General features: G+C 66.1%; 16 protein-coding genes. 8 read left to right on the top strand and 8 right to left on the bottom strand.

The features are described from left to right. Positions 1 to 274: 274 nt before the first annotated feature. The 4 genes from ACVPT3_RS13955 to ACVPT3_RS13940 are packed head-to-tail and all read left to right on the top strand — an operon-like array spanning position 275 to position 5532. Positions 275 to 1234, top strand: coding sequence for a fumarylacetoacetate hydrolase family protein (locus ACVPT3_RS13955; RefSeq protein ID WP_492041470.1), 960 nt, complete (start codon positions 275 to 277; stop codon positions 1232 to 1234). Then, a complete protein-coding gene (locus tag ACVPT3_RS13950) occupies positions 1231 to 3183 on the top strand; it encodes an acyl-CoA synthetase (RefSeq protein WP_492041469.1) in 1953 nt (650 codons plus the stop codon). The genes ACVPT3_RS13955 and ACVPT3_RS13950 overlap by 4 nt, the downstream gene beginning before the upstream one ends. Then, positions 3180 to 3929, top strand: coding sequence for an SDR family NAD(P)-dependent oxidoreductase (locus ACVPT3_RS13945; RefSeq protein ID WP_492041468.1), 750 nt, complete (start codon positions 3180 to 3182; stop codon positions 3927 to 3929). Before ACVPT3_RS13950 ends, ACVPT3_RS13945 begins: the two co-directional genes overlap by 4 nt. A gap of 7 nt (positions 3930 to 3936) precedes the next feature. Next, positions 3937 to 5532 carry a bifunctional 3-(3-hydroxy-phenyl)propionate/3-hydroxycinnamic acid hydroxylase gene (locus tag ACVPT3_RS13940; protein ID WP_492041467.1) on the top strand — a complete coding sequence of 532 codons (1596 nt, stop codon included), beginning with the start codon at positions 3937 to 3939 and terminating at the stop codon, positions 5530 to 5532. Positions 5533 to 5539: 7 nt separating this feature from the next. On the opposite strand, the gene ACVPT3_RS13935 is transcribed toward ACVPT3_RS13940, so the two are convergent. Beyond that, positions 5540 to 6184: a TetR/AcrR family transcriptional regulator gene (locus ACVPT3_RS13935; protein WP_492041466.1), complete on the bottom strand. Its 645-nt coding sequence runs from the start codon at positions 6182 to 6184 to the stop codon at positions 5540 to 5542. 242 nt (positions 6185 to 6426) lie between these two features. On the opposite strand from ACVPT3_RS13935, the gene ACVPT3_RS13930 reads away from it, so the two are divergent. From ACVPT3_RS13930 to ACVPT3_RS13915, 4 genes are all read left to right on the top strand, one after another. Next, positions 6427 to 8163 carry a sulfatase family protein gene (locus tag ACVPT3_RS13930; RefSeq protein WP_492041465.1) on the top strand — a complete coding sequence of 579 codons (1737 nt, stop codon included), beginning with the start codon at positions 6427 to 6429 and terminating at the stop codon, positions 8161 to 8163. Positions 8164 to 8188: 25 nt separating this feature from the next. Further along, the gene (locus tag ACVPT3_RS13925) at positions 8189 to 9271 is read left to right on the top strand and encodes an amidohydrolase family protein (RefSeq protein WP_492041464.1); all 1083 of its coding nucleotides are present in this window, start codon (positions 8189 to 8191) and stop codon (positions 9269 to 9271) included. A gap of 172 nt (positions 9272 to 9443) precedes the next feature. Continuing rightward, positions 9444 to 10790 carry a TonB-dependent receptor gene (locus ACVPT3_RS13920; RefSeq protein WP_492041463.1) on the top strand — a complete coding sequence of 449 codons (1347 nt, stop codon included), beginning with the start codon at positions 9444 to 9446 and terminating at the stop codon, positions 10788 to 10790. After that, positions 10787 to 11527, top strand: coding sequence for a TonB-dependent receptor domain-containing protein (locus ACVPT3_RS13915; protein WP_492041462.1), 741 nt, complete (start codon positions 10787 to 10789; stop codon positions 11525 to 11527). The genes ACVPT3_RS13920 and ACVPT3_RS13915 overlap by 4 nt, the downstream gene beginning before the upstream one ends. A gap of 46 nt (positions 11528 to 11573) precedes the next feature. Here ACVPT3_RS13915 and ACVPT3_RS13910 read toward each other — a convergent pair whose 3' ends face one another. The 7 genes from ACVPT3_RS13910 to ACVPT3_RS13880 all read right to left on the bottom strand — a co-directional run bounded on the left by ACVPT3_RS13910 (position 11574) and on the right by ACVPT3_RS13880 (position 19982). Then, positions 11574 to 11732 carry a hypothetical protein gene (locus ACVPT3_RS13910; protein WP_492041461.1) on the bottom strand — a complete coding sequence of 53 codons (159 nt, stop codon included), beginning with the start codon at positions 11730 to 11732 and terminating at the stop codon, positions 11574 to 11576. Between the two features lie 68 nt (positions 11733 to 11800). Beyond that, the gene (locus tag ACVPT3_RS13905) at positions 11801 to 12247 is read right to left on the bottom strand and encodes an RcnB family protein (protein WP_492041460.1); all 447 of its coding nucleotides are present in this window, start codon (positions 12245 to 12247) and stop codon (positions 11801 to 11803) included. 1020 nt (positions 12248 to 13267) lie between these two features. After that, positions 13268 to 13648, bottom strand: a complete 381-nt coding sequence (locus tag ACVPT3_RS13900) for an EF-hand domain-containing protein (protein ID WP_492041459.1) — start codon at positions 13646 to 13648, stop codon at positions 13268 to 13270. 516 nt (positions 13649 to 14164) lie between these two features. After that, entirely contained in the window at positions 14165 to 14569 is a 405-nt protein-coding gene (locus ACVPT3_RS13895) for a fucose-binding lectin II (RefSeq protein WP_492041458.1), read from the bottom strand. 9 nt (positions 14570 to 14578) lie between these two features. Beyond that, positions 14579 to 14980 (bottom strand): fucose-binding lectin II, encoded by a 402-nt coding sequence (locus tag ACVPT3_RS13890; protein ID WP_492041457.1) that lies wholly within the window; start codon positions 14978 to 14980, stop codon positions 14579 to 14581. Next, complete coding sequence (locus ACVPT3_RS13885; protein WP_492041456.1) at positions 14980 to 16575, bottom strand: type 2 periplasmic-binding domain-containing protein; 1596 nt, start codon at positions 16573 to 16575, stop codon at positions 14980 to 14982. The genes ACVPT3_RS13890 and ACVPT3_RS13885 overlap by 1 nt, the downstream gene beginning before the upstream one ends. Before the next feature lie 512 nt (positions 16576 to 17087). Next, positions 17088 to 19982: a TonB-dependent receptor domain-containing protein gene (locus ACVPT3_RS13880; RefSeq protein ID WP_492041455.1), complete on the bottom strand. Its 2895-nt coding sequence runs from the start codon at positions 19980 to 19982 to the stop codon at positions 17088 to 17090. Positions 19983 to 20666 lie beyond the last annotated feature (684 nt).

The raw sequence follows: 20666 nt of genomic DNA, 5'->3' as shown, positions 1-20666 counted from the left end.
ATGCAGATGGGGGGACAAGCACGAGCACTATTGCGACGGCGATCTGTTCACCGCCGACCGGCCGACGGGCTTTCACGCCGCCACGCGGGACGCGATGTCCCAGTGGGGCCAGAAGATGCCGGCCAGCTTCACCAAGCCGAAGATGACCCCCGGCGCGATTGCGGCCCTGGTGCGCAATCGCGCCGCAGCCCCGACCTGTCGGTGCGCAAGCTGATCACGCTGGCGCGCCTGTTCGGCTGACCCGCGTCCCTCCTTACTGCAATCGGATCTCCTCATGGCCGTCACCGTCGTCCGCTATCTTCTCGACAACGCGATCTTCTGGGGCGTCCTGGACGGCCAGGACATCATCCCCGCCCCCTATGACTTCGAGACCACGGGCGCCTTTCTCAGCGGGACGACGCCGCAGGGGCTGAAGGCGCTCGACGGCCCGGGTGTTCCGCTGTCGCGCGTGCGCCTGCTGTCGCCGGTGACGCGCAATCAGCGTTTCGTCTGCCAGGGCGCCAACTACCGCCAGCACATGATCGAGTCCGGGCTCGATCCGGACGCCAAACACTACAATATGATTTTCACCAAGGCGCCGAGCTGCATCGTGGCGGCCGACGCCGATGTGGTGCGGCCTCGGCGGGTCCGGTTCCTGGATTACGAGGTGGAGCTCGGTCTGATCCTGCGCCGCGACATCGCCGGGCCGGTGACGGTGACGCAGGACACTCTGTTCGACTTCATCGCGGGCGCGGTCATCGTCAACGACATTTCGGCGCGCGACATCCAGATCCCCGAGATGCAGTTCCATAAGGGCAAGAGCTTCCGCACCTTCGGGCCGGTCGGTCCCTATCTTTGCGTTTTCGAACGCGAGGACATGGCGGCGCTCGCCGACATGGAGCTGAGCCTGTCGGTCAATGGCCAGCTCCGTCAGAGCGACAACACCCGTAACCTCGTCTTCGGCCCCGCTGAGACCCTGACCGAACTGTCCGCCGTCCACGACTTCTCGGCGGGCGACCTTCTGGCGACAGGCACGCCGTCGGGCTGCGCCCTGGCCGTGCCGTCGCCGGCCCGGCAGCGCCTGGGCGCCCTCCTGCCAGACAAGATGAAGTGGAAGATCTTCTTCAGGATCCAGGCCAAGCGGTCCCAGTATCTCCAGCCCGGCGACGTGATCGAGACGCGGATCGCCAGCGGCGACGGCCGCATCGATCTCGGGGTGCAGCGCAATCGCATCGTCGCGGAGGGCGAGGCGTGACCGGCGTCGCCACCCTGGACGACGTCCGGGCCATCGAGGCGGAGGGACCGCCTGCGGACTGGCCCCAGAACACCTATGACCTCCTGAAGCGCGGCGCGGCGCTCGATCCCGCCGCCCCGGCCCTGAGCTTCTTTCTCACGATCGAGGACCAGGGCCGGCCCGAGACCTGGAGCTATCGTCGCCTGATCGCCGAGATCACCCGGACCGCCAACGCCTTTCACGCCCTGGGCGCCGGACCGGACACGGTCATCGCCTTTCTCCTGCCGAACCTGCCGGAGACCCATTTCGTGCTCTGGGGCGGCGAGGCGGCGGGCGTGGTGGCGGCGATCAATCCGCTGCTGGAGCCCGAGGCGATCGCCGAACTCCTCAATGCGGCGGGCGCTTCCATCCTGGTCAGTCTGGCGCCCTTTCCCAAGGTCGATCTGTGGGACAAGGTCCGGGCCGTCCTCCCCCATGTTCCGACGCTGCGCAGCCTGGTGCTGGTGAGCCTGGCGGACCGGGTCCGAGGCGTGAAGGGGATCGGCGCGCGCCTGCTCCAGCGTCGGGCGCTCCGCGCGGCGTTCGGTCCCGGCGGCTTGCGCAAGCCGGCCTGCGCCGGCGTGCCGATTCATGATTTTCGCACGCTCGTCCGGCGGCAGCCGGCTGACCGGCTGGTCAGCGGCCGGCGCATCGGCGGGGGCGAGATCTCGTCCTTCTTCTGCACGGGGGGCACCACGGGCGTGCCCAAGATCGCCATGCGGCGTCACGGAGCCGAGACGGCCAACGCCTGGTCGATCTCGCGCTTCATGGGCGAGGGGGTCGGTCGCGGCAAGACTGTCTTCTGCGGCCTGCCGCTGTTTCACGTCAACGGCGTGATGGTGACCGGGCTCGTGCCCTTCTCGCAGGGGGCTCATGTCGTCCTTGGCACGCCGCAGGGCTATCGCGGCGAAGGCGTGGTCAAGCGGTTCTGGGAGATCGTCGAACGCCATCGCATCAACTTCTTCAGCGGCGTGCCGACCCTCTACGCCGCCTTGATGCAGACCCCGCTCGACGGGCGGCGGATCGAGTCTCTGGAGTACGGCCTGTGCGGCGCAGCCCCCATGCCGGTGCAACTGCTGAAGGATTTCGAGGCGCGCACGGGCCTGCGGATTCTGGAAGGCTACGGCCTGACCGAAGCCACCTGCGTCTCCAGCGTCAATCCGCCGGACGGCGAGCGCCGGGCGGGCTCCATCGGCCTGCGCCTTCCCGGCCAGAGGATGAAGACGGTCGTGCTGGACGGGGCGGGGGATTTTGTTCGCGACTGCGCCACCGGCGAAGCCGGCGCCCTGGTCGTCAATGGTCCGAATCTGTTCGAGGGCTACAGGCTTGAGGAACAGAATGTCGGTCTCTGGGTCGAGGCCGGGCAGGACCGGACCTGGCTGAACACCGGGGATCTCGCGCGGCAGGACGCTGACGGCTATTTCTGGCTCACCGGCCGCAGCAAGGAACTGATCATCCGCGGCGGCCACAACATCGATCCGGCCGCGATCGAAGAGCCTCTGCACCGACACCCCGCCGTGCAGATCGCCGCAGCCGTCGGCCGGCCCGATCCCCACGCGGGCGAACTGCCGGTCGCCTATGTGCAGCTCAAGCAAGGGGCGACGGTCACCGAGGCCGAACTGCTCGCCTTCGCGCAATATGAAATCACCGAGCGGGCCGCCGTGCCCAAGGCGATTCACATCGTCACCCAGATACCGCTCACGCCGGTCGGCAAGGTGTTCAAGCCGGATCTGAAACGCCGCGAAGTTCGATTTGCCGCGCAGTTGGCGCTGGCCCAAGCCGGTCTTCAGCCGCACGCCGTGGAGGCCGTCGAGGATCCGTCGCGCGGCATGGTGATCCGCGCCGTCATGGCCGACGATGCTCAAGCGGAAAAGGCGCGCCGGGCCCTGGGCTTCCTGCCGTTCGGCCAGGAGGTCGTTCTCAGATCATGACGACCTCAGCCCATACCCCAAACGCCGCACCCATCGCCGTCGTCAGCGGCGGCTCCTCGGGCATCGGTCGCGCCTTCGTCGAAACCCTGCTGCACGAGGGCTATACGGTCTATGCCTGCGGGCGGGACGCCGAGCGTCTGGCTCAACTCGCGGCGGCCTTTCCCGCCGTCCGGACGGTCCGCTGCGACGTGGTCGAGCGCCAGTCCGTGCGCGCCTTCGCCGCGACCGTCCGCAGGGACCATGACCGTATCGACCTGCTCGTCAGCAACGCCGGCGGCTCGCGTGAAGTCGATCTGACCACCCTGGACGCCTGTTTCGACCTGACCCGCGAGATCCGGGTCAATTACGAGGGGGCGGTCAACCTCATCGCCGAGTTCCTCCCGGCTCTCAGGACCGGAGCGCCGTCTCGCCTGATTATCGTCGGCTCCGGATATGGGCTTGTGCCGTCCCCGCGTACGCCGCTCTATTCGGCCTCCAAGGCGGCCTTGCACAGTCTGGCTCTGACCCTGCGCCGGACCCTGGCGCCTCTGAACATCTCCGTGACGGAGGTGTGCCCGCCGGTGGTGGATACGCCCTCGGTCGAACACCGCAGCGTCAGCAAGATGCGGCCGCAGGATGTCGTCGCCCAGACCCTGGCCGGCGCCCGCAAGGGCAGGGCGACGGTCTACCCCGGCAAGGCCCGCTTCCTGCCGCTGCTCAATCGGCTCTCCCCGGCGCTGGCCCAGCGCATCGTCGCCCGCAGTTGAGCACCTCATGACTCGAAAGACCCTTCTCGAAACCACGGTCGTCGTCGTCGGCTATGGTCCGGTCGGCGCCGCCGTCGCCAGCCTGCTGGGGCGCTATGGCGTTGAGACCCTCGTCGTCGACAAGGCCGAGGTCATGGTCACCCAGCCGCGGGCCATCGCCCTGGATAATGAAGCGCTGCGCATCCTGCAGATGATCGGCCTGAGCGACGACGCCTTCCCGCGCCGGGCCATCGCCTGCGTGAGGATGCACTCGCCCTTCCTGGGCCAGTTCGGCGAGATCAACACCGCCGGCGCCATCGACGGCCACCCCAAGCTCGTCACCTTCGCCCAGCCGGACCTCGAGGCGGCCCTGAGGTGCCACGTCGACACCCTGGCGAGCGTCAAGGTGCTGCCGGGACGAGAGGTGGTGTTGATCGAGGAAACGGACGGGGCGGTCGTCGTCGTCGTGAAGGACAAGGCGGGTCGCGAGACCCGGATCCGCGCCGCCTATCTCGTCGGGGCCGACGGCGCCTCCTCCTTTGTGCGGCAGGCGATCGGCCAGGCCTTCACCGGCCAAACCTATGCCGAGGACTGGCTGATCATCGACGCGCTCGATCCGCCGTCGCCGATCGACCATGTCGAGTTCATCTGCGATCCGAAGCGGCCCATCGCCCACATGCCGGCGCCCGGCGGGCGGGAGCGCTGGGAGTTCATGCTGAGGCGCGGCGAGACCCGTGAGGCGATGGAGAGCGACGCTCAGGTCGCCGAACTTCTCAGCCCCTGGCTCACGCCCGACCAGGTGAAGATCGAACGCCGGGCCGTCTACCGGTTTCACGCCCGTTGCTGCCAGGCGTTCGGACGGGGACGCACCCTGCTCGCGGGAGACGCGGCCCATGTCACCCCGCCCTTCATCGGCCAGGGGCTGGTGGCGGGTCTGCGCGATGCGGCCAATCTCGCCTGGAAGCTCGAGGCCGTGGTCAAGGGTCAGGCGGCGCCGCGCATTCTCGACAGTTATGACGCCGAGAGACGGCCTCACGCCCGCGCGATGATCGCCTTGGCCAAGCTGATGGGCGGACTGGTCATGCCGCCCAGCGCGCTGCGCGCTCGGCTCGTGCATGCCCTGATGCGCGGCGCGCGCGGCGTGCCGATCCTGCGTCGCTTCACCGACGACCTGGGCGTCAAACCGCAGAACCGCTTCCGCAAGGGCCTCTTCGTGAAAGGGCGCGGCGGGCGGCGACTGATCCGCGGCGCCCAGATCCCGCAGGTTCGTCTCCGATCCTGGGCCGGGGACCTGATCCGCAGCGACGCGGCCCTGGGCGCGTCCTTCTGTCTGGTCGGTTTCGGCGTCGATCCCGGATTGCAACTGGCCCCGGATCTGCGGCGGACCTGGGCCGCAAGGGGCTACGGCCTGGTCCAGATCGGACATGCCGGCCAGGTCTGCGCGCGACCCGACGACTATGAAGACCTGGACGGCGCCTTGATTCCCGGCGTCGCCCCGGTCGGCTGGGTCGCCGTCGTCCGCCCAGACCGGGTCATTCTGGTCGATGGTCCCGTCGAACAGACGTCCGAGCTCGTCGACGCCGCCCTGGATCTGCTGGGGACGGGCGCGGCAGATGGCGCCTGAGGCGCGCCTACCCTGAAGCGGCGCCGGACTTGCGCGCGCGAGGCGCGGCCGGCAGCTCGAGCAGGGGCGGCAGGTCGGCGATCGCGAGCTCGCAGGCGACGGGCTCAGGCACGCCGAGCGCCCGTAGGGCGAACTCCACGGCGTCGCGGCCGGCGTCGCGCCAGGTCCTGTGACCATCGAGCACGAGTAGTATGGCGCCGAGCACGCTGCCGGCGATGAAGCCGAGGGCCGAGGGCGTCTGATCGATCCGGAAAGAGAAGGCGCCGCTCTCCTGGCCCTTGGTCAGGTCCTGGATCGGTTGGCCGAGCCAGAAGGCCTGGAGCGCCTGTTCGCTGATCGCGAAGCGCAGGAGGAAGCGGCCCCAGTCCGGCTCCTCGTGGGCGCGCCGAACGTAGAACCGGATGGCGAAGGCGAGGCGCCGCGTCGGGTCGCTGATCCCGTCGGAACTGAGGGTGATCCGGTCGTTCATCTCGTCGGCCAGTTCGCTGGCGATCTCACGAAAGAAGGCGTCGGGGGATTCCAGATTGTTGTGCGCCGTGCCGCGGGCGACGCCGGCGGCCTGAGCCAGTTCGCTCATCGACACCTGGGTCGAGCCCTTTTCAGCGAAGAGACGGATCGCGGCCTCACGCATGCGGCGGCGGGCGGCGGTCATGGTGCGTTTGGGGCGGAGATTCGTCACCCAGAATGCATACGCGGACCCTAATACGACGCGCTATTGATATTTCTGATCACGCCTGTCTAAATAAACAAAAAGAGTGCAAATAAAAGCGTTGAGGAAACAATGGTTCACGTTCTGAGACTTATGACCGCCTGTGCGCAGGTCCGCGAAGGCGCGACGCCGCAGACGTATCGTCTTGCGCGAAAGGTCGTGATGCACGGCGCAGGGCGGGTCTGATGGCCTGGTCGCGTCGAAAAGTGCTCGCCGGCGCCGGGGTTTTGACCCTTGCCGGCGCCGCGACCGCCTGGGGGGTGACCCGGCCCGGCGGTCAGCCTGAGATCCGCCTGCCTCAGGACCGCGCCGCCAAGCCCTACAACATCCTTCTGGTGACCAGCGACCAGGAGCAGGTCTGGTCGCTCCTCCCGGCGGGCTTCATCGAGCGCCATTGTCCGGGTCGCGCGCGGCTGTTGCGCGAGTCCCTGTCCTTCAGCCGCGCCTTCACCCCGTCGCCGGTGTGCGCGACCGCGCGGGCGGCCCTTTACACAGGTCAGCATTCCCAGCGGAACGGCGTGTGGGAGAATATGCCGCTGCCCTATGCGCCGGAAATGAAGACCGACGTGCCGACCCTGGGGACCCTGATGCGCGGGGCCGGCTACCACGCCGCCTATTTCGGCAAATGGCACCTCAGCAAGCTGCATGGACGCCGCCGCAAACCACTGTCGGAATCCGAGGTCCAGGCCGAGATCCGCAGCTACGGCTTTGACGAGACCGGGACCGGCTATGAGATCGACGGCCCGCTCGGCGGGCATGGCGAGGACGGCAAGACCACGGACAAGGCCATCGCCTTCCTGGATCGTCAGAAGGCGGCCGACAAGCCGTGGTTCGCCGCCGTGAACATCCTGAACCCGCACGACATCATGTATTACACGTCGGGTCCCAAGATGACCGCGACGCGCAAGATCCTCTATCCGGACGATCTGTCTCGCCCGCCGGACACGCCCCTGTACCGCGAAGTCCTCGGCTATCCGCCGCCCGCCAACTTCGGACGGTCGGCCTCCGACGCACGGCTGCCGGCGGCGGCGGAATACGCCCTCACCGAAGCCTATGCCCTGGGCGAACTGGATCTGACGGATCCGGCCACGGCGACCGAATTCGTCAACTACTATTACAACTGCATCCGCGAGAGCGACGTCCACATCGCGCGCCTTCTGGAGGCGCTCGACGCCAGCGGTCAGGCCGATCGCACCATCGTCGTCTTCACGGCCGATCATGGCGAAATGCTCGGCGTCCACGGTCTGCGGGGCAAGGGCGTCCTGCCTTACCGCGAGTCGACGCAGGTCCCCCTGCTGGTCCGCCACCCGGACCGGCCGGGCGCGGCCTCGACCCCGACGCTCGCGAGCCATGTCGACATGGCGCCGACCCTTCTGGGCCTCGCCGGCGTCCCTGCAGACGCGGTCCAGCGCGAGGTTCCCGAACTGATCGGGCGCGATCTCAGCCCCGTCATCGTCGACCCCGCCTCGCCCGATCCCCGGGCCGGCCGCGACGGTCTTCTGATGCACTGGACCAGCCTGATCTACCAGGATCACGTGGCCTCCCTGGCCTTTGAGGAGGAGCGTAAACACGGTCGAGCCTTCAGCCTCATGGCCCTGGTCAAACCGGAATTCCGCGGCGGCCTGTCCAAGCGCGGCCAGATGCGCGGCGTCTACGACGGGCGCTACAAGTTCGCCCGCTATTTCGCCCCGACCGAACACAATACGCCGACGGACTGGGACGCTCTGATCGCCCGCAACGATCTGGAGCTCTACGACACCGAGGCGGACCCGGGCGAGACGCGCAATCTCGCGGCCGCTCCCGAAACGGTTCGGGACCTGATCCTTCAGATGAACGGCAAGCTCAATCGGCTGATCACCCGGGAGATCGGGATCGACGACGGCCGCCATATGCCCGGCCCCGACTTCATCTGGCGCGCCTGACGCCCGCCTCGCACGGACAGACCCCATGAGCCCATCTCGCCCGCAGACGTCCGGCCGGATCGACGTTCACCATCACCTGCTCCCGCCGGCCCTGCTGCAGGCGCTCGAGCGGCATGGAATCACCGACATGGCGGGCGGCCCGGTGCCGCAGTGGAGCGTCCAGCACTCGCTCGACATCATGGACCAGCAGGGTATCGGCGCGGCCGTCACCTCGGTCTCGGCGCCCGGCGTGCGGTTCGCCGACGAAGCCGCCGCCCGATCTCTGGCGCGGGCCTGCAATGAGTTCGCCGCCGGCATGGTGTCGGACCGCCCGGACCGGTTCGGCGCCTTCGCCATCCTGCCCATGCCTTTTGCGGCGTCGGCCTGCGCGGAAGCCATCTATGCGCTGGACGTGCTGAACGCCGACGGGATCGTCCTGCTGGGCAGCGTCGACGGGGTCTTCCTGGGCGACCCCCGGTTCGAGGAGCTGATGGCCGAGTTGAACCGGCGATCGGCGATCGTCTTCATCCATCCGAATCTTCATCCGAGCAGCGAGACCCTCGGCCTGGCCATGCCGGGATATCTGATGGAGTTTCTGTGCGACACCACCCGCGCCTCCCTCAATCTGATCCTGTCGGGCGTGCTGGAGCGTTATCCCCGCATTCGCTGGATCCTGGCCCACGCCGGTGGATTTCTCCCCTACGCCGCCTGGCGGCTGTCGCTCGCCAATATGATGCCGGAGTTCGCCGCCCGCGCCCCGCAGGGGGTGCTGACCTATATGCGGCGCTTCTATTTCGACACGGCCCTGTCGCCGTCTCCGTTCGCCATGGCGGCGCTCGGACAACTGGTCGACCACAGCCACATCCTGTTCGGCAGCGACTTCCCCTTCGCACCCGCGCCGATCACGGCGCTGCAGATGAAGGAGATCGACCGGCTGCCCCTTTGGAACGGGCCGCAACGGGACGCGGTCTATCGCACCAATGCGCTGTCGCTGTTCCGGCGCTTCGCCTTTGTCGGCGAGACGCCCGCCGCCCCTGAGGTCCACCGAAGCCAGAGCTTGGGGCAGCGCATTCGGGGGGCGGCCATGCGGCCCGTCCTGGGTTCCGTGGACCGAATACGCAACCGCTGACCAAAACCGATTCCAGGGCCATCGGACCACTGGAACGCCAATCAAAAAAACATAGGGATGAGACAATGCGCGCACTTCTGCTTGCGTCCGCCGCCTGCCTGCTGGCGCCTGGACTGGCCTAGCTCAACAGACGTCGAGCCCGCCCGGCGCGGCGACGGTCGACGACATCGTGGTGACGGCTGAACGCCGCAGCACCAATCTTCAGGACACGCCGCTCGCCGTCACGGTGATCACGGCCGAACAGCTTCAGGCGCGGGGGGTGCAGTCCGTCCGGGGGCTTGAGAATCTCGTGCCCGGTCTGTCGATCGGCTCGCAGACCAATGGGCCGGGCGCCAACAGCGCCACCTTCTGGCTTCGCGGCCTGGGTCAGATGCGCGCCGGCAACGGCAGCGAGCCGTCCGTGCCGCTGTATATCGACGACTTCTACTATCCGGGGATCGCCGGCAATGTCCTGCGCGCCATGGACATCGCCCAGGTCGAGGTGTCGCGCGGGCCGCAGGGCACCCTGTTCGGCCGCAACTCCCTCGGCGGCGCCGTGCGCTATACGACGCGACGGCCGCAGGCGAGCTTCGGCGGTTTCCTGGAAGGGACCTATGGCGACTACGACCGGCAAGACCTCATCGGCGCGCTGAACCTTCCGTTCGGCGACAAGTTCGCCGTCCGGCTGACGGGCGCGACCCTGGAGACCGGCGGCTATGTCGATCATGTCGCGGACGACGAAAAGGGCGGTTCGACTGAAAACACCCTGTTTCGCATCCAGGCCCAGTACAAGCCGATCGGCGCCCTGACCTTCAATCTCGTCTATGAGGATTCCGACAGTTCGAGCCGGGGATCCACGGCCTATATTCCGGTCATCTCCGAGAGCGGCGTCCTTGCGGCGCGCTGGAATGCGCGGCCGACCAATACGCCGCGCTTCACCCAGGCGCTCGCCTCGCCCTGCGTCTACTGCAACTACGGCGGCCTGCCCGTCGATGATTTCGACGACGCCCGCGCCAACCACCTGCGCTTCACTGGCGAATGGGACGTCAGCGACCAACTGACGCTCAAGCTGCTGAGCGGTCGATCGGTCATCGACGACGCCTGGAGCAATGATCTCGACGGCACGCCCGCCGGCGGGCGCCAGTACAGCGACAGCCGCGTCGAATCCCAGTCCCACGAGCTTCAGGCCCAGGGGGATCTGTTTGCGGGTCGCCTGCAGTATGTCGCCGGCGTCTTCTATTATGACGAGACCTATTCGGCGACGAGCGGCCAGTTCGCGCCCAACGCCGCGGGCCTGATCGTGGAGAGCCGGTCCGCCTATACCAACACACGCGAATCCCTCTCCGCCTACACCAACCTCACCTATAGTCTGACGCCGCAGCTCAAGGTGACGGGCGGCGTGCGGGTCGGGACCGAGGACATCGCCATTGCGACCCAGAACCTGCTGCCCGTCGCGGGCGCCTCGGATTCCGGGTCTTTGAGCGAGACGACCACCCTGCCGTTGGCCGCGTCCAATACGACTGGTCGGACGACATCATGACCTACGCCTCGGTCAGTCGCGGTGCGCGGGCGGGCGGCTTCAATATTGTTCCGGCCACGGCCGATGCGATCGGGTTCAACTCCGAGACCGTGACCTCCTATGAGACGGGCGCGCGCATGGCCTTCCTGGGCCGGCGGGTGACGATCAATCCGACCGTCTTCTACACCGACTACGAGGACATGCAGATCAATCGGCAGTACACGCCGCCGCCGCCGGCGCCCCCGCTGCCCACCTCCATCCTCGAGAACGCCGGCCAGGCTCATATCTTCGGGATCGAGCTGGAGAGCGCGGCCTTCGTGACGGAGCATCTGCGCCTGCAGGTCGCCGCCGCCTATATGGAAGGCGCCTTCGATGAGCTCAATCCCGGCGTCGGGGTCACTCTGAACAGTCCGCTGCCGCGTCTGCCCAAATGGTTCTATTCGGTCGGGGCGTCTTACGACATCGACCATGGGTCCGGCGCGGTCACCCGCTTCAATCTCGACTACGGCTGGAGAAGCGCCCAGTACGGCTCGGCCAGCGACGTCGATGCTGTGCGGCTCGATCCCTATGGGCTCCTCAACGGCCAGGTCGAATACACCTCGCCGGACGGGCGGTGGAAGTTCGCGGTCTTCGGCACGAACCTGACCGACGAGGAGTATCTGACCGGCGGGCTCAATCTCCTCTCGCTCGTCGGCATCCTCCGCTACGACATGGGGCGTCCGCGCGAGCTCGGGGCCCGTCTGCGCTTCGCCTTCTGAGGGGCTCGGCGCCGCTCGGCCTCGGGGGCGTTTCGGGGCGCCTGGGTCACCGGCGTTGAAGCCGATACTGGGGGTCGGGGTCCGGCTGCGCGCCGGCCTCGATCCCTGACTGTTCGCAGGCCCGTCGTTCGACGACGTCGAAATAGACGTCGACGACCGACGGGACGATGAAGATCATCAAGAAATAGAGCACAATCAGGAACACGCAGACGAGCTCTGGCGACGGCTGGATTCGCCATCTGGGGCTCGGGGAAGAGGACACGCGCACCGGCCTCACCACCCGCCCGCCACCGTGCGCATCACCACCCCCGTCGAGTGGGCGACGAGCACGAAGCTCGTGTCGGCGTAATACCAGCCGTGACCGGGCGGAGCCGGAGGCAGGCCGTAGCGTGCGGGGGTCACGACGACGTAGCGTCTCAAGGACGGCGGATAATAGGCGCCGACCACCCAGACGCCGCTCGGGGGGCGATAGGGGTTCGGATAATAGCCGTGTCCGGGCGCATAGGCGTAGCCGGGGCGAGGGCCGCGATAGCCGACAAAGTCGGGTTGGGAGCGCCACCAGCCTGGCCGGCCGCGATCCACGATGATGATGGACGGCGGGCGAGGCGGATGGCGCACGCCGCCGGCCCGCTGATAGGCTGCGGCCGAGGTGGGGGCGATGGCTCCGAACAGCCCGATGGCGAGGAGGAGCGAAGAGACGGCGAGGGTGGGACGGCGCAAGAGCGGCTCCTTTGTGACGCCCCATCATGGCGCGGCTCCCGCGCTCGAGTTCGCAGGGAATGTTGCCGTTTGTAATCCGCCCGTCCGGCGCCAGGGCTTTTTGCGGCGGGGTCAGTCCGATGCGCGTCACGTCCGAAAGAGCCCCCGCATTGCGACGCCCCTCTTGAGACGGGCGGACCGGTCGTCCGGCCGGATATTCCCGCCGCTTGAGCCTTCAGGTTCTGGTGGTCCTTGGCCGCCGACGGGAGGAATCCGTTGCGACGGCAGGCGATATCTGGCGGAGCCCGCGACGGCCCGTCCTCGGAAACGCGAAAAGGCGTGAGGACGGTCAAGCCCTCACGCCTTCGTCGGTCATGCGACCCGCGACGCGCCGTTCAAGGTGCGGTCGGGTTCAGGTCACAGGCGTCATCGGTCCAGCCCTAATGGCAGCGGCCGAAACGGTCCGCGCTCGCGCCGCGGCCGCCAACCAGCCCGGGCGGATTTTCCCAGTTCGTGCCTGGACCGTTGGCCGGGCCCGGTGGGTTCCAATCCGGATCGCGCCAGCAGCGGCCCGCCTGGTTCCACCACCCATGGACCGGGTGGTAGTAGCCGTAGGCAGGCGAGTAATAATAGCCGGCCGGCCGGGCCACGAAAACGTAGCGCTGGCCGTTTCGGACATAGATCCGGTCCGGAGAGGCTCCGGGGCCGCCTCTGGCTCCGGGAGGATTCTCCCAGTTGGTTCCGGGCCCGCCGCGTCCTCCGGGCGGATTGCCGTCCTGGGCGACGGCTGTGGTCGCGCAAGCCGCGGCCACAAAGACTGCCGATAGGGCGTATCTGATTTTCATGTTCGTCTCCGATGTTCGGCCGATTGGGTCGGCCCGTCATTCAGCCCGCTTCGAAGTCTGCCTCAGAAATGTACGGCCGGAGCGGCGGTCTGTTGCACCATGTGTCGGCGCGGCCGGCCTCTCCGCCTAGCAATGGCCAAGCCGCCCGCCCGCCTGCCCGCCCGAACGGATCGGAGAGCGGGAACGGTTGAGCGCCTCAGGTTCCGAGGCCCAGCGTGGACGCCAGATCGGCGATCTCGTCTTGCGCAACGGCGCCGTCTCGGTTGTGGTCGATGCTGGCGAAACGCTCGGCGCCGATGGCGCGAAACTCCGCGGCGTCGATCGCCTGGTCCCCGTTGCGGTCAATGGCGCGCAATTTCTGGATCTGTTCCATGCTCGGGCGACGGCGCGGCTGCGATGCGCCCTCGGGGCGTAGGGCGCGCAATTCCGTCAGGGTCAGGCGCCTGTCGCCGTCGATGTCCGCCTGCTGGAAAAGGGCGTGGGCGGTCTCGGCTGCGGCGGATTGGGCGCAGGCGCCGCCGGTGGCCGGAACTGCGGCCAGAACCTCGGCGAAGGCGGGGATCAGAAAGGTATTCATGGGGCTATTGTCTGGGAAGAGGAGCCCCGGCCGCGCGATGGGGTGAACGCGGCCGGGGCGACGGGCGAAGGCTGAGGAGGAGGCCCCTTCGCCCGAAACGGAACAGCAAGGGCGCGGACGTCTTCGACGGCGGGGCGCCGTCGGAGAAGGGCGTCTCGGCGTCTGCGCCCGGCCTGTTCCGGATGTCGCCATACTGCCCCATCGCATCGTCGCCGGTATGTCGGATCAGCACCTGCATGTAACAGCATGTGTCGAGGCTTCCGCCCTGCGGATCGAGGACGAGGGATGCCCTCTGCGGGGCTCGGCCACCGTTGGGGGCGCCGGTGGCCTCATCGCATCCGGTGTCGAACGGTTTCGTCTCACGCGACGGACGGGCGAGCGAGAAGCCTATAGCGGTGCTTGGCCTTCAAGAGGCTCCGTCATAAGCTGCCTGAGCGCTCTTGATCCCCGCGTGGCTGCGATCGGCCCACCGGACAGACCCGCCAGCGGTTCGAGGATCGTCTCGCCAAGAAGGCCTCAGCCGATGCTTTCGAACCACTGCAGCTGCAGATAGGTGTCGTTGTAGTCGGCGTCCGCGCCGTCCTCGGACCCGAAAATAAATTTGGTCATCAGGGGCGCTCCGCCGTTGTCGAGCACGTCTTGCGACCAGACGACGCTCGACCAGGACGCGCCCTCGTCGGTTCCCAGCCAGACGGTGTAGGATCCTGACGGATCTGAGGGCTGGAAGAAGCCAGAACCGATCTGCGCGGGCGAATGACCGTCCGGACTGGCGCCCGCTGCGGTGAATATCACGCCGCCGCCGCTGTCCTTGATCTGGACAAACTGCGAGTTGGTCGCTTGAACCAGCGCCGACCAGAACACCACCTTGCCGGGGGCGAGGGTGATGGGAATGCCGTTGCCGGCGACGGGGCCATTGGACATGGAGCGTTCCTAACCGATCGACTCGAACCAGGTGATCGACACATGGCTGTCGTTGAAGTCCTGGTCCGCGCCGTCTTCAGAGATGAAGTTGTAGTTGGTGCTGGTCGGGACGCCCCCGACCTCCAGTGCGGTCGAATCCCAGATCACGCTCGACCAGGCCTGGCCGCCGTTGGTCCCGACATAGAGTTGATAGCCCTGAGGATCCTGGGCGACAAAACTGCCCTGGCCGATCTGAGTGGGCGAATGGCCGCCGGGCGATCCGCCGGACGCCACGAAGATGATGTTTCCGTGGCTGTCGGTCAGTTGCACGAACTGATTATAGGCGGCCTGGACAGTGACCGCCCAGAAGACGGTCTTGCCGACGGGAAGGGCGACGGCGATGCCGTCGCCGGAGACGGGGCCTATGCTCATCACTGGCCTCCTGCGCGGCGCGCGGGCGCAGCGTCCTGCGCCGGCGCGACGTCGTCGGCGGGCGGGGCGAGATTGTCGTTGGCCGCGCCGGTCTTGCACACATAGGCGGGCTGGTCCGCTTTGAGCGCGGCGCATACGGCGAAGGCCATCTGGGTTTGCAGGTCAGCGGTGAAATTGTTCGGGAATGGCTCGGCCGTGCCGAAGACGCGGGCGTACTGCGGATAGAGGGCGTTCGCCTTGACGACATCCTGCTCATAGAAGGAGGCGAGCGGGACGAGCAGGGTGCGCCAGGGCGTGCCCTGCGGCAGGTCCTGAGCCTGAACGATATAGTTCTTCATCGCCAGGCCGGTCATCAGGCTGGTGAAGGCCGTCGCATCCGCCGCACAGTTGGACTGGGGCGGGCAAGTCGCGGCGCTGGAGACGAAGACGTCGCTGAACAGCAGGGGCTGGGGGCTCTGGCCCCAGACGCCGGGCGCCACATAGAGATTTATGGCGGGGGTGGTCGCCTTCATGAAGAAGGACTGTTCGGAAAAGGCGAGTTCAGTATTGGCGTCACCGTTGGCGAAGATGGTTTCGATCGCGCCGTTTTGCGCATTCTCCGCCGAGTGGTTCACGCCATTGGTGCAGTTATTGCCGCCGCCATAGGCGCAGGTATCGGTCAGGGAGACCAGGTTGGTTATGACGCCGGGGTCCGGCGGCATCTGCAGCGCCTGGGCGATCTGGCCATAGCCGTAGGTCTGCACATAGCCGTTGATGTAGATCGATGGCAGACGCCAGCTGCCGTTGTAGTCGGCGATCAACTGCGGACCGCCGACCGGCGCAAGGGTGTTCAGATAGGGCAGGAGGGCCGCCAGGCTGGCGATCTGCTGGACGCTCGGATCTGTCGAATACAGAAAATCCATGCACAACCAACTGGGTATGCCCCAAAGTTGCTGGTCGACCGTGGCGGCGGCGATGGCCACCGGCAGCGGTTGTTCGCCGACGATCTGCGCCGGATTGATGAGGCCGGACTGAGCGAGGAAGGCCAGATAGAGGGTGTCGAGCTCGACCACGTCCAGGCCGCCGGCGCCCAGAAGCACAGGCAGATTGGTGAAGCTGTAGACGTCGGTCGCCATGTTCAGCTGGGCGCTGAGGAGCGTTTGGGGATTGGCGGCCTGATAGGTCTCGATCACATGGGCCACCAGGGCCTCGAATTGATCGCCCGGCAAGGTGGGCAGATAGGGATAGAGGGCCACGTTCAGAACGCGGGTCTGGGCTCCTGTCAGGACCAGGAGGCCGTCAGGGCCGGCGGCGGTGATGTTCATCATCCGCGTGGTCAATGGACCGCAGCTTGCCCAACTGATCGTCGGCGGCTGCTGATCCGGGAACACGCGGACGGTATTCTGGCCGACATAGAAGGTCTCGCCGGGCTGGACCGCGATCTGCCAGTCGAAGGCGTAACCGGTTGCGACCGTCCAGCCATCGACCGTGCAGGTGATCGCCTGGCCGGAGGTGTTCTGCAGTTTGAGCTGGCCGGCGCTCGCAGGCGCTGAAAGGGTGACGGCGCACACGATCGGCGCGAGCCAGGCGGCACAGAGTCTCAGCAGTGTTTTCATGGTCGCCTCCCCAGACTGTTCGCTCATGAAGGCGAGCAAATGCAACCGGAGTCAATCGGCTAAATAAATCATAAGTTGCTTGGCTGATTTTGCGCAGTCTTATGTTTGAGGCGGTGCTCTTCCATCGCACCGCATCCGGAGCCCCAGAGCGACGGGATTGTGGCTCACCTTCGTGCGCTGCAGACCCGCTGCAAGGTCATGTAGATCGGGCGCTTTGGCGAGTTGTCGCGCCGCGTGGATGATCCGGAGACCTATTCGGTTAGAGTGATGGCCGCCTGGGTCGAACCAGCGGACATCTGCCGACCGTTGTTGAGCTGACATTCTCAGAGGCGTTTGAGCCGGATGATTATTCCGTCCTGAGGATCAGGTCCCGCCGCTCGAAGGCGGCGATCCTTAATGTCCAAGGCGGACTTGGGAGGATCGCCGTTAGACAGAGCCGACAGCCGTACACGGAAAAGGGGCGGCGCACCCCGACGACCCGCCGCCCCTCAGCGTCTCACTTCAAACGCGAGCTAGAACTTGGCCGTCAAGCCCAGGGTGTAGCGACGCCCCAGAACGTCATAGGTCGACGGGTCCGTGCCGGACTGGACAGGGCTGCTGTAGGTTTCCACTTCTTCGTCGAAGGCGTTCTGGACGCCGAGGCGCAGAGAGACCGTTTCGTTGACGTCCCAGCGACCCATGAAGTCGAAGTAGTTGGTCGCCTCCGCCTGGTCGGAGCCACCGTTGGCGTCGTCCATCTGGCCAATATAGCGCCAGCGCGTCGTCAGCCCATAGTCGCCCCAGGTGTAGGTGGCGCTCATCACCGACTTGATCTCCGCGAAGGCCGTCCCGACCCCGCTGTCGATCGTGCCGGCGTATTCGACGAAGTCATCCCCCGGCAGGGCCTGGACCTGATACGAGTCCAGATACGACAGGATCAGGTTGAAGTTCAGGGCGCCGATCGGAACCGGAGCCCGGTAGTCCACCTGAAGGTCCACGCCCGAGGTTTTCAGAGCGGCGAGGTTGGCGTTGGTCGACTGGACGTCGGTGATGGAGCCCGAGGAATCCCGAGTAAACGCCTGACAGAAGGTGTTGTCGTTGCTGAAGGTCGGGTTTGCGTCGTTGGCGTTGAAGCAGCGGGAAATGGAGGTCGAGGCGCCCACCGATGAGATGAAGTCGGTGATCTCGATGCTGTACCAGTCGATGGAGCCGGACAGGCCCTCCAGCCAGGGCGACTGGAACTTTGGCGACCAGACGAGGCCGAAAGTATAGGTGTCCGCCGTTTCTTCCGTCAGATCCGGATTGCCGCCCGAGACGCCTTCCACCTGGGTGTTGGTGTAGGTGTAGCTGTCGATAATCTCGGCCGGGATGCCCTGTTCAATACAGAGGGCGCGCACCTGGGCCCCGTTCTCACCCTGACGATAGGACGAACGGATATCGCACGGGTCGCCGGCGGTCGATGTGGAAGAGGGCTCGCCGATGGACGGGAAGCCCTGGTTCTGCAGGCTAAACAGCTCATCGATGTTCGGCGCGCGGACAGCGCGGTTGTAACCGCCGCGGAACCGCACAGAGTCGATCGGCAGATACTCCAGCGACGCCTTATAGCTCTGAACGCCGCCGACCGTGCTGTAGTCCGAGTAGCGATAGCCCAGATCCAGATTCAGGGCCCGAACGAAGGGCAGGTCGGCCAGAAGAGGCACGGCCAGCTCGCCATAGAGTTCGATTGAATCGATCGAGCCCTCCAGGGCCTCCTGGGCGTTGAAGCCGATCACGTCGCCCGAGGCCAGAATTTCGTCCGGGGTCAGCTTATAGGTCTCGGCGCGATAGATCGAACCTGCGGCGAACCGCAGGTCGCCGGCCGGCAGAGCCGCCAATCGACCTTGGACATTGCCCTCGATGATCTGCTGCTCCAGCGAGGACTGGTTCTTGGCGGTGCGGGAAATGTAGCTCGCGCAGTCCGACGAGATGGAGTTGTAGCCGAATGGATTGAAGCCGCCTGCGCACAGCGAAGCCCCGCCGTCATCCGCGTCCAGAAGCTCCTCCACCGCGGAGCGGGATACATTGCCCGTCTGGGTTTCTGAGGTATCGAGGTTGCCGTATGAGGCGTACAACTCGAAAGAGCCGTCGATCGAGTTCAGGGGGCCACGAATGCCGGCTAGGCCCTGGAAGATGTTGGTTGCGACGTCCGACGTTCGCGGCCCGACCTCGGTGAAGCGACGGCTGAAGGTGAAGTCTGCGTCCGGATCTGCCCGGCTATCGAGGATAGTCTGTAGATCGGTCGGGATGAAGGGGTTGTCGGCCGACACCGTCAGGCCTGTCGCCGGCGTCGGGGCCAACTCCGTAGCCGAGGAAGTGTGGCTGAAGTTGAACTGGCCGAACGCCTCGATCCGATCGGTCAGATCATAATTGAAGGAGGAATAGGCTGAGAACCGCTCCAGCGGAAGCTGAAGGTAGTTGGCCGGGGCGTAGTTGTAGTTCCCGGTGTCGGCGTCCAACTCCGAACCGTCGGCGACATCGACATTCACTGTCGAGCCCGTGGAGGTGTAGCCGAACAGACTTCCATCCTCATTGAAGCCCAGGCTGCTGCCCTGCACCACGGTGCCGGCGGCCACGCCGTACCCGGCGAAGACGGAATCGATCGCGGCTTGCGAGGGCAGATTGGTCGCGCTGACCACATATTTGCCTTCCTCGATCGTTCCCGACCCGCTGGAGGCTTCCGAGAAATCGCGGTCGCCGGCCATCACAGCCGCCCGGTTGGCATAGCCGAAGGAGAAGACTGCATTGCCGCGGTCGTCGTCAAAGTTGCCGCCGACAGTGAGGTTAGCGCTCCAGGTGTCGCCGTCGCCTTTTTCGGTCAGACCGTATTGAACGTCCGTCTCCACGCCTTCGAAATCATCGCGCAGGCGGAAGTTCACCACGCCGGCGATGGCGTCCGAACCGTAGATGGCGGAGGCGCCGCCGGTCAGGATCTCGACGTTTTCGACCAGGGCGCTTGGAATGGTGTTCAGATCGACGACGCCCGTAGCGTTCGAGGGCATGGCGCGGCGGCCATTGATCAGCACCAGGGTGCGGGTTGTGCCCAGGCCGCGCAGTTCCACATTGGCCTGCCCGCCGTTCGACGGGTTGTTCGAAGTGTCGGTGATCGAGGCCACGAACTGCGGCAGTTCGTTCAGAAGCTTCTCGACCGTGACGGCGCCGTTGTTCTGCAGCGCTTCCTGCCCGACGGTGACGACCGGGCTACTGGCTACATAGTCTTGACGACGGATGCGTGAGCCGATGACCACGACCTCGTCGACGGCGGCGGCATCATCCTGTGCGGGCGAAGCTGCGGCGTCTTGAGCCAAGCTCGGCGTGGCGACGGCGACCGTAATCACCCCCGTGAGTATTGTCGTCGCCAGAAGGCGTCGGCGGCTTTGTTTCAAGGTCAAGGTAAGTCTCCTTTTTGGACGAACGACGATCAGACCGCCGACTTGCAGCCGGCGGAATAAATGAGCGGGAAAGCCGTGATCGCTTTCCCGCAAGCTCATCGACGATAGTCGGGGCGCGGACTACAGCAATAGACTTTGAGGTTTTGCCGTATTCCTGATGCGAGAGTGTCGTATTATTGACACGTCATTATTGCAGTGTTTCTGTTTACTGAATTCATACAGAAAAAAACCTTGCAGTACTGAGTCATTTGTCATGCTTCAGGTTTCTGCGTCGCAACAGTCCTTGGGCGCGTGTGGCGGCCTTCTGGCGTTGCCAGAGGGCCTATCTCCAGCCAGCTCCCAGGGCTTATCTCTATCGAAGCTGGAATGAGCGGGTGCTCCGACGCCTTTTGTGCAGCGCGAGCGCCCGCGTCCGTCCAAGGCTAAGGGCACGCTTGAGGTCTCATCCAGAGCGAGGGGCGGCCTGCTGGGCGTATATCTCTCCGGTGCCGCGCTCGCAGCCGACGGCGAAGGCTGCGGCTGATCCTCCGGCTGTCCGACTTGGTCCAGCCCGTCTCTACGCGGATTGATCTTTGTCGCGATACGCTCCAGCCCAGCGCTAGGCGGGCTAGCGACGCCGCAGATACCAATCAGGCCCTCTGCTGACGGACTCCGGCTATGGGCCCCTAGAGCGATCCCAGACGG

The sequence above is a fragment of the Brevundimonas sp. FV1ps31S genome (assembly GCF_058681265.1).
Note: the sequence above shows the minus strand (reverse complement) of the source record. Positions and strands in the feature narration are given on the sequence as shown.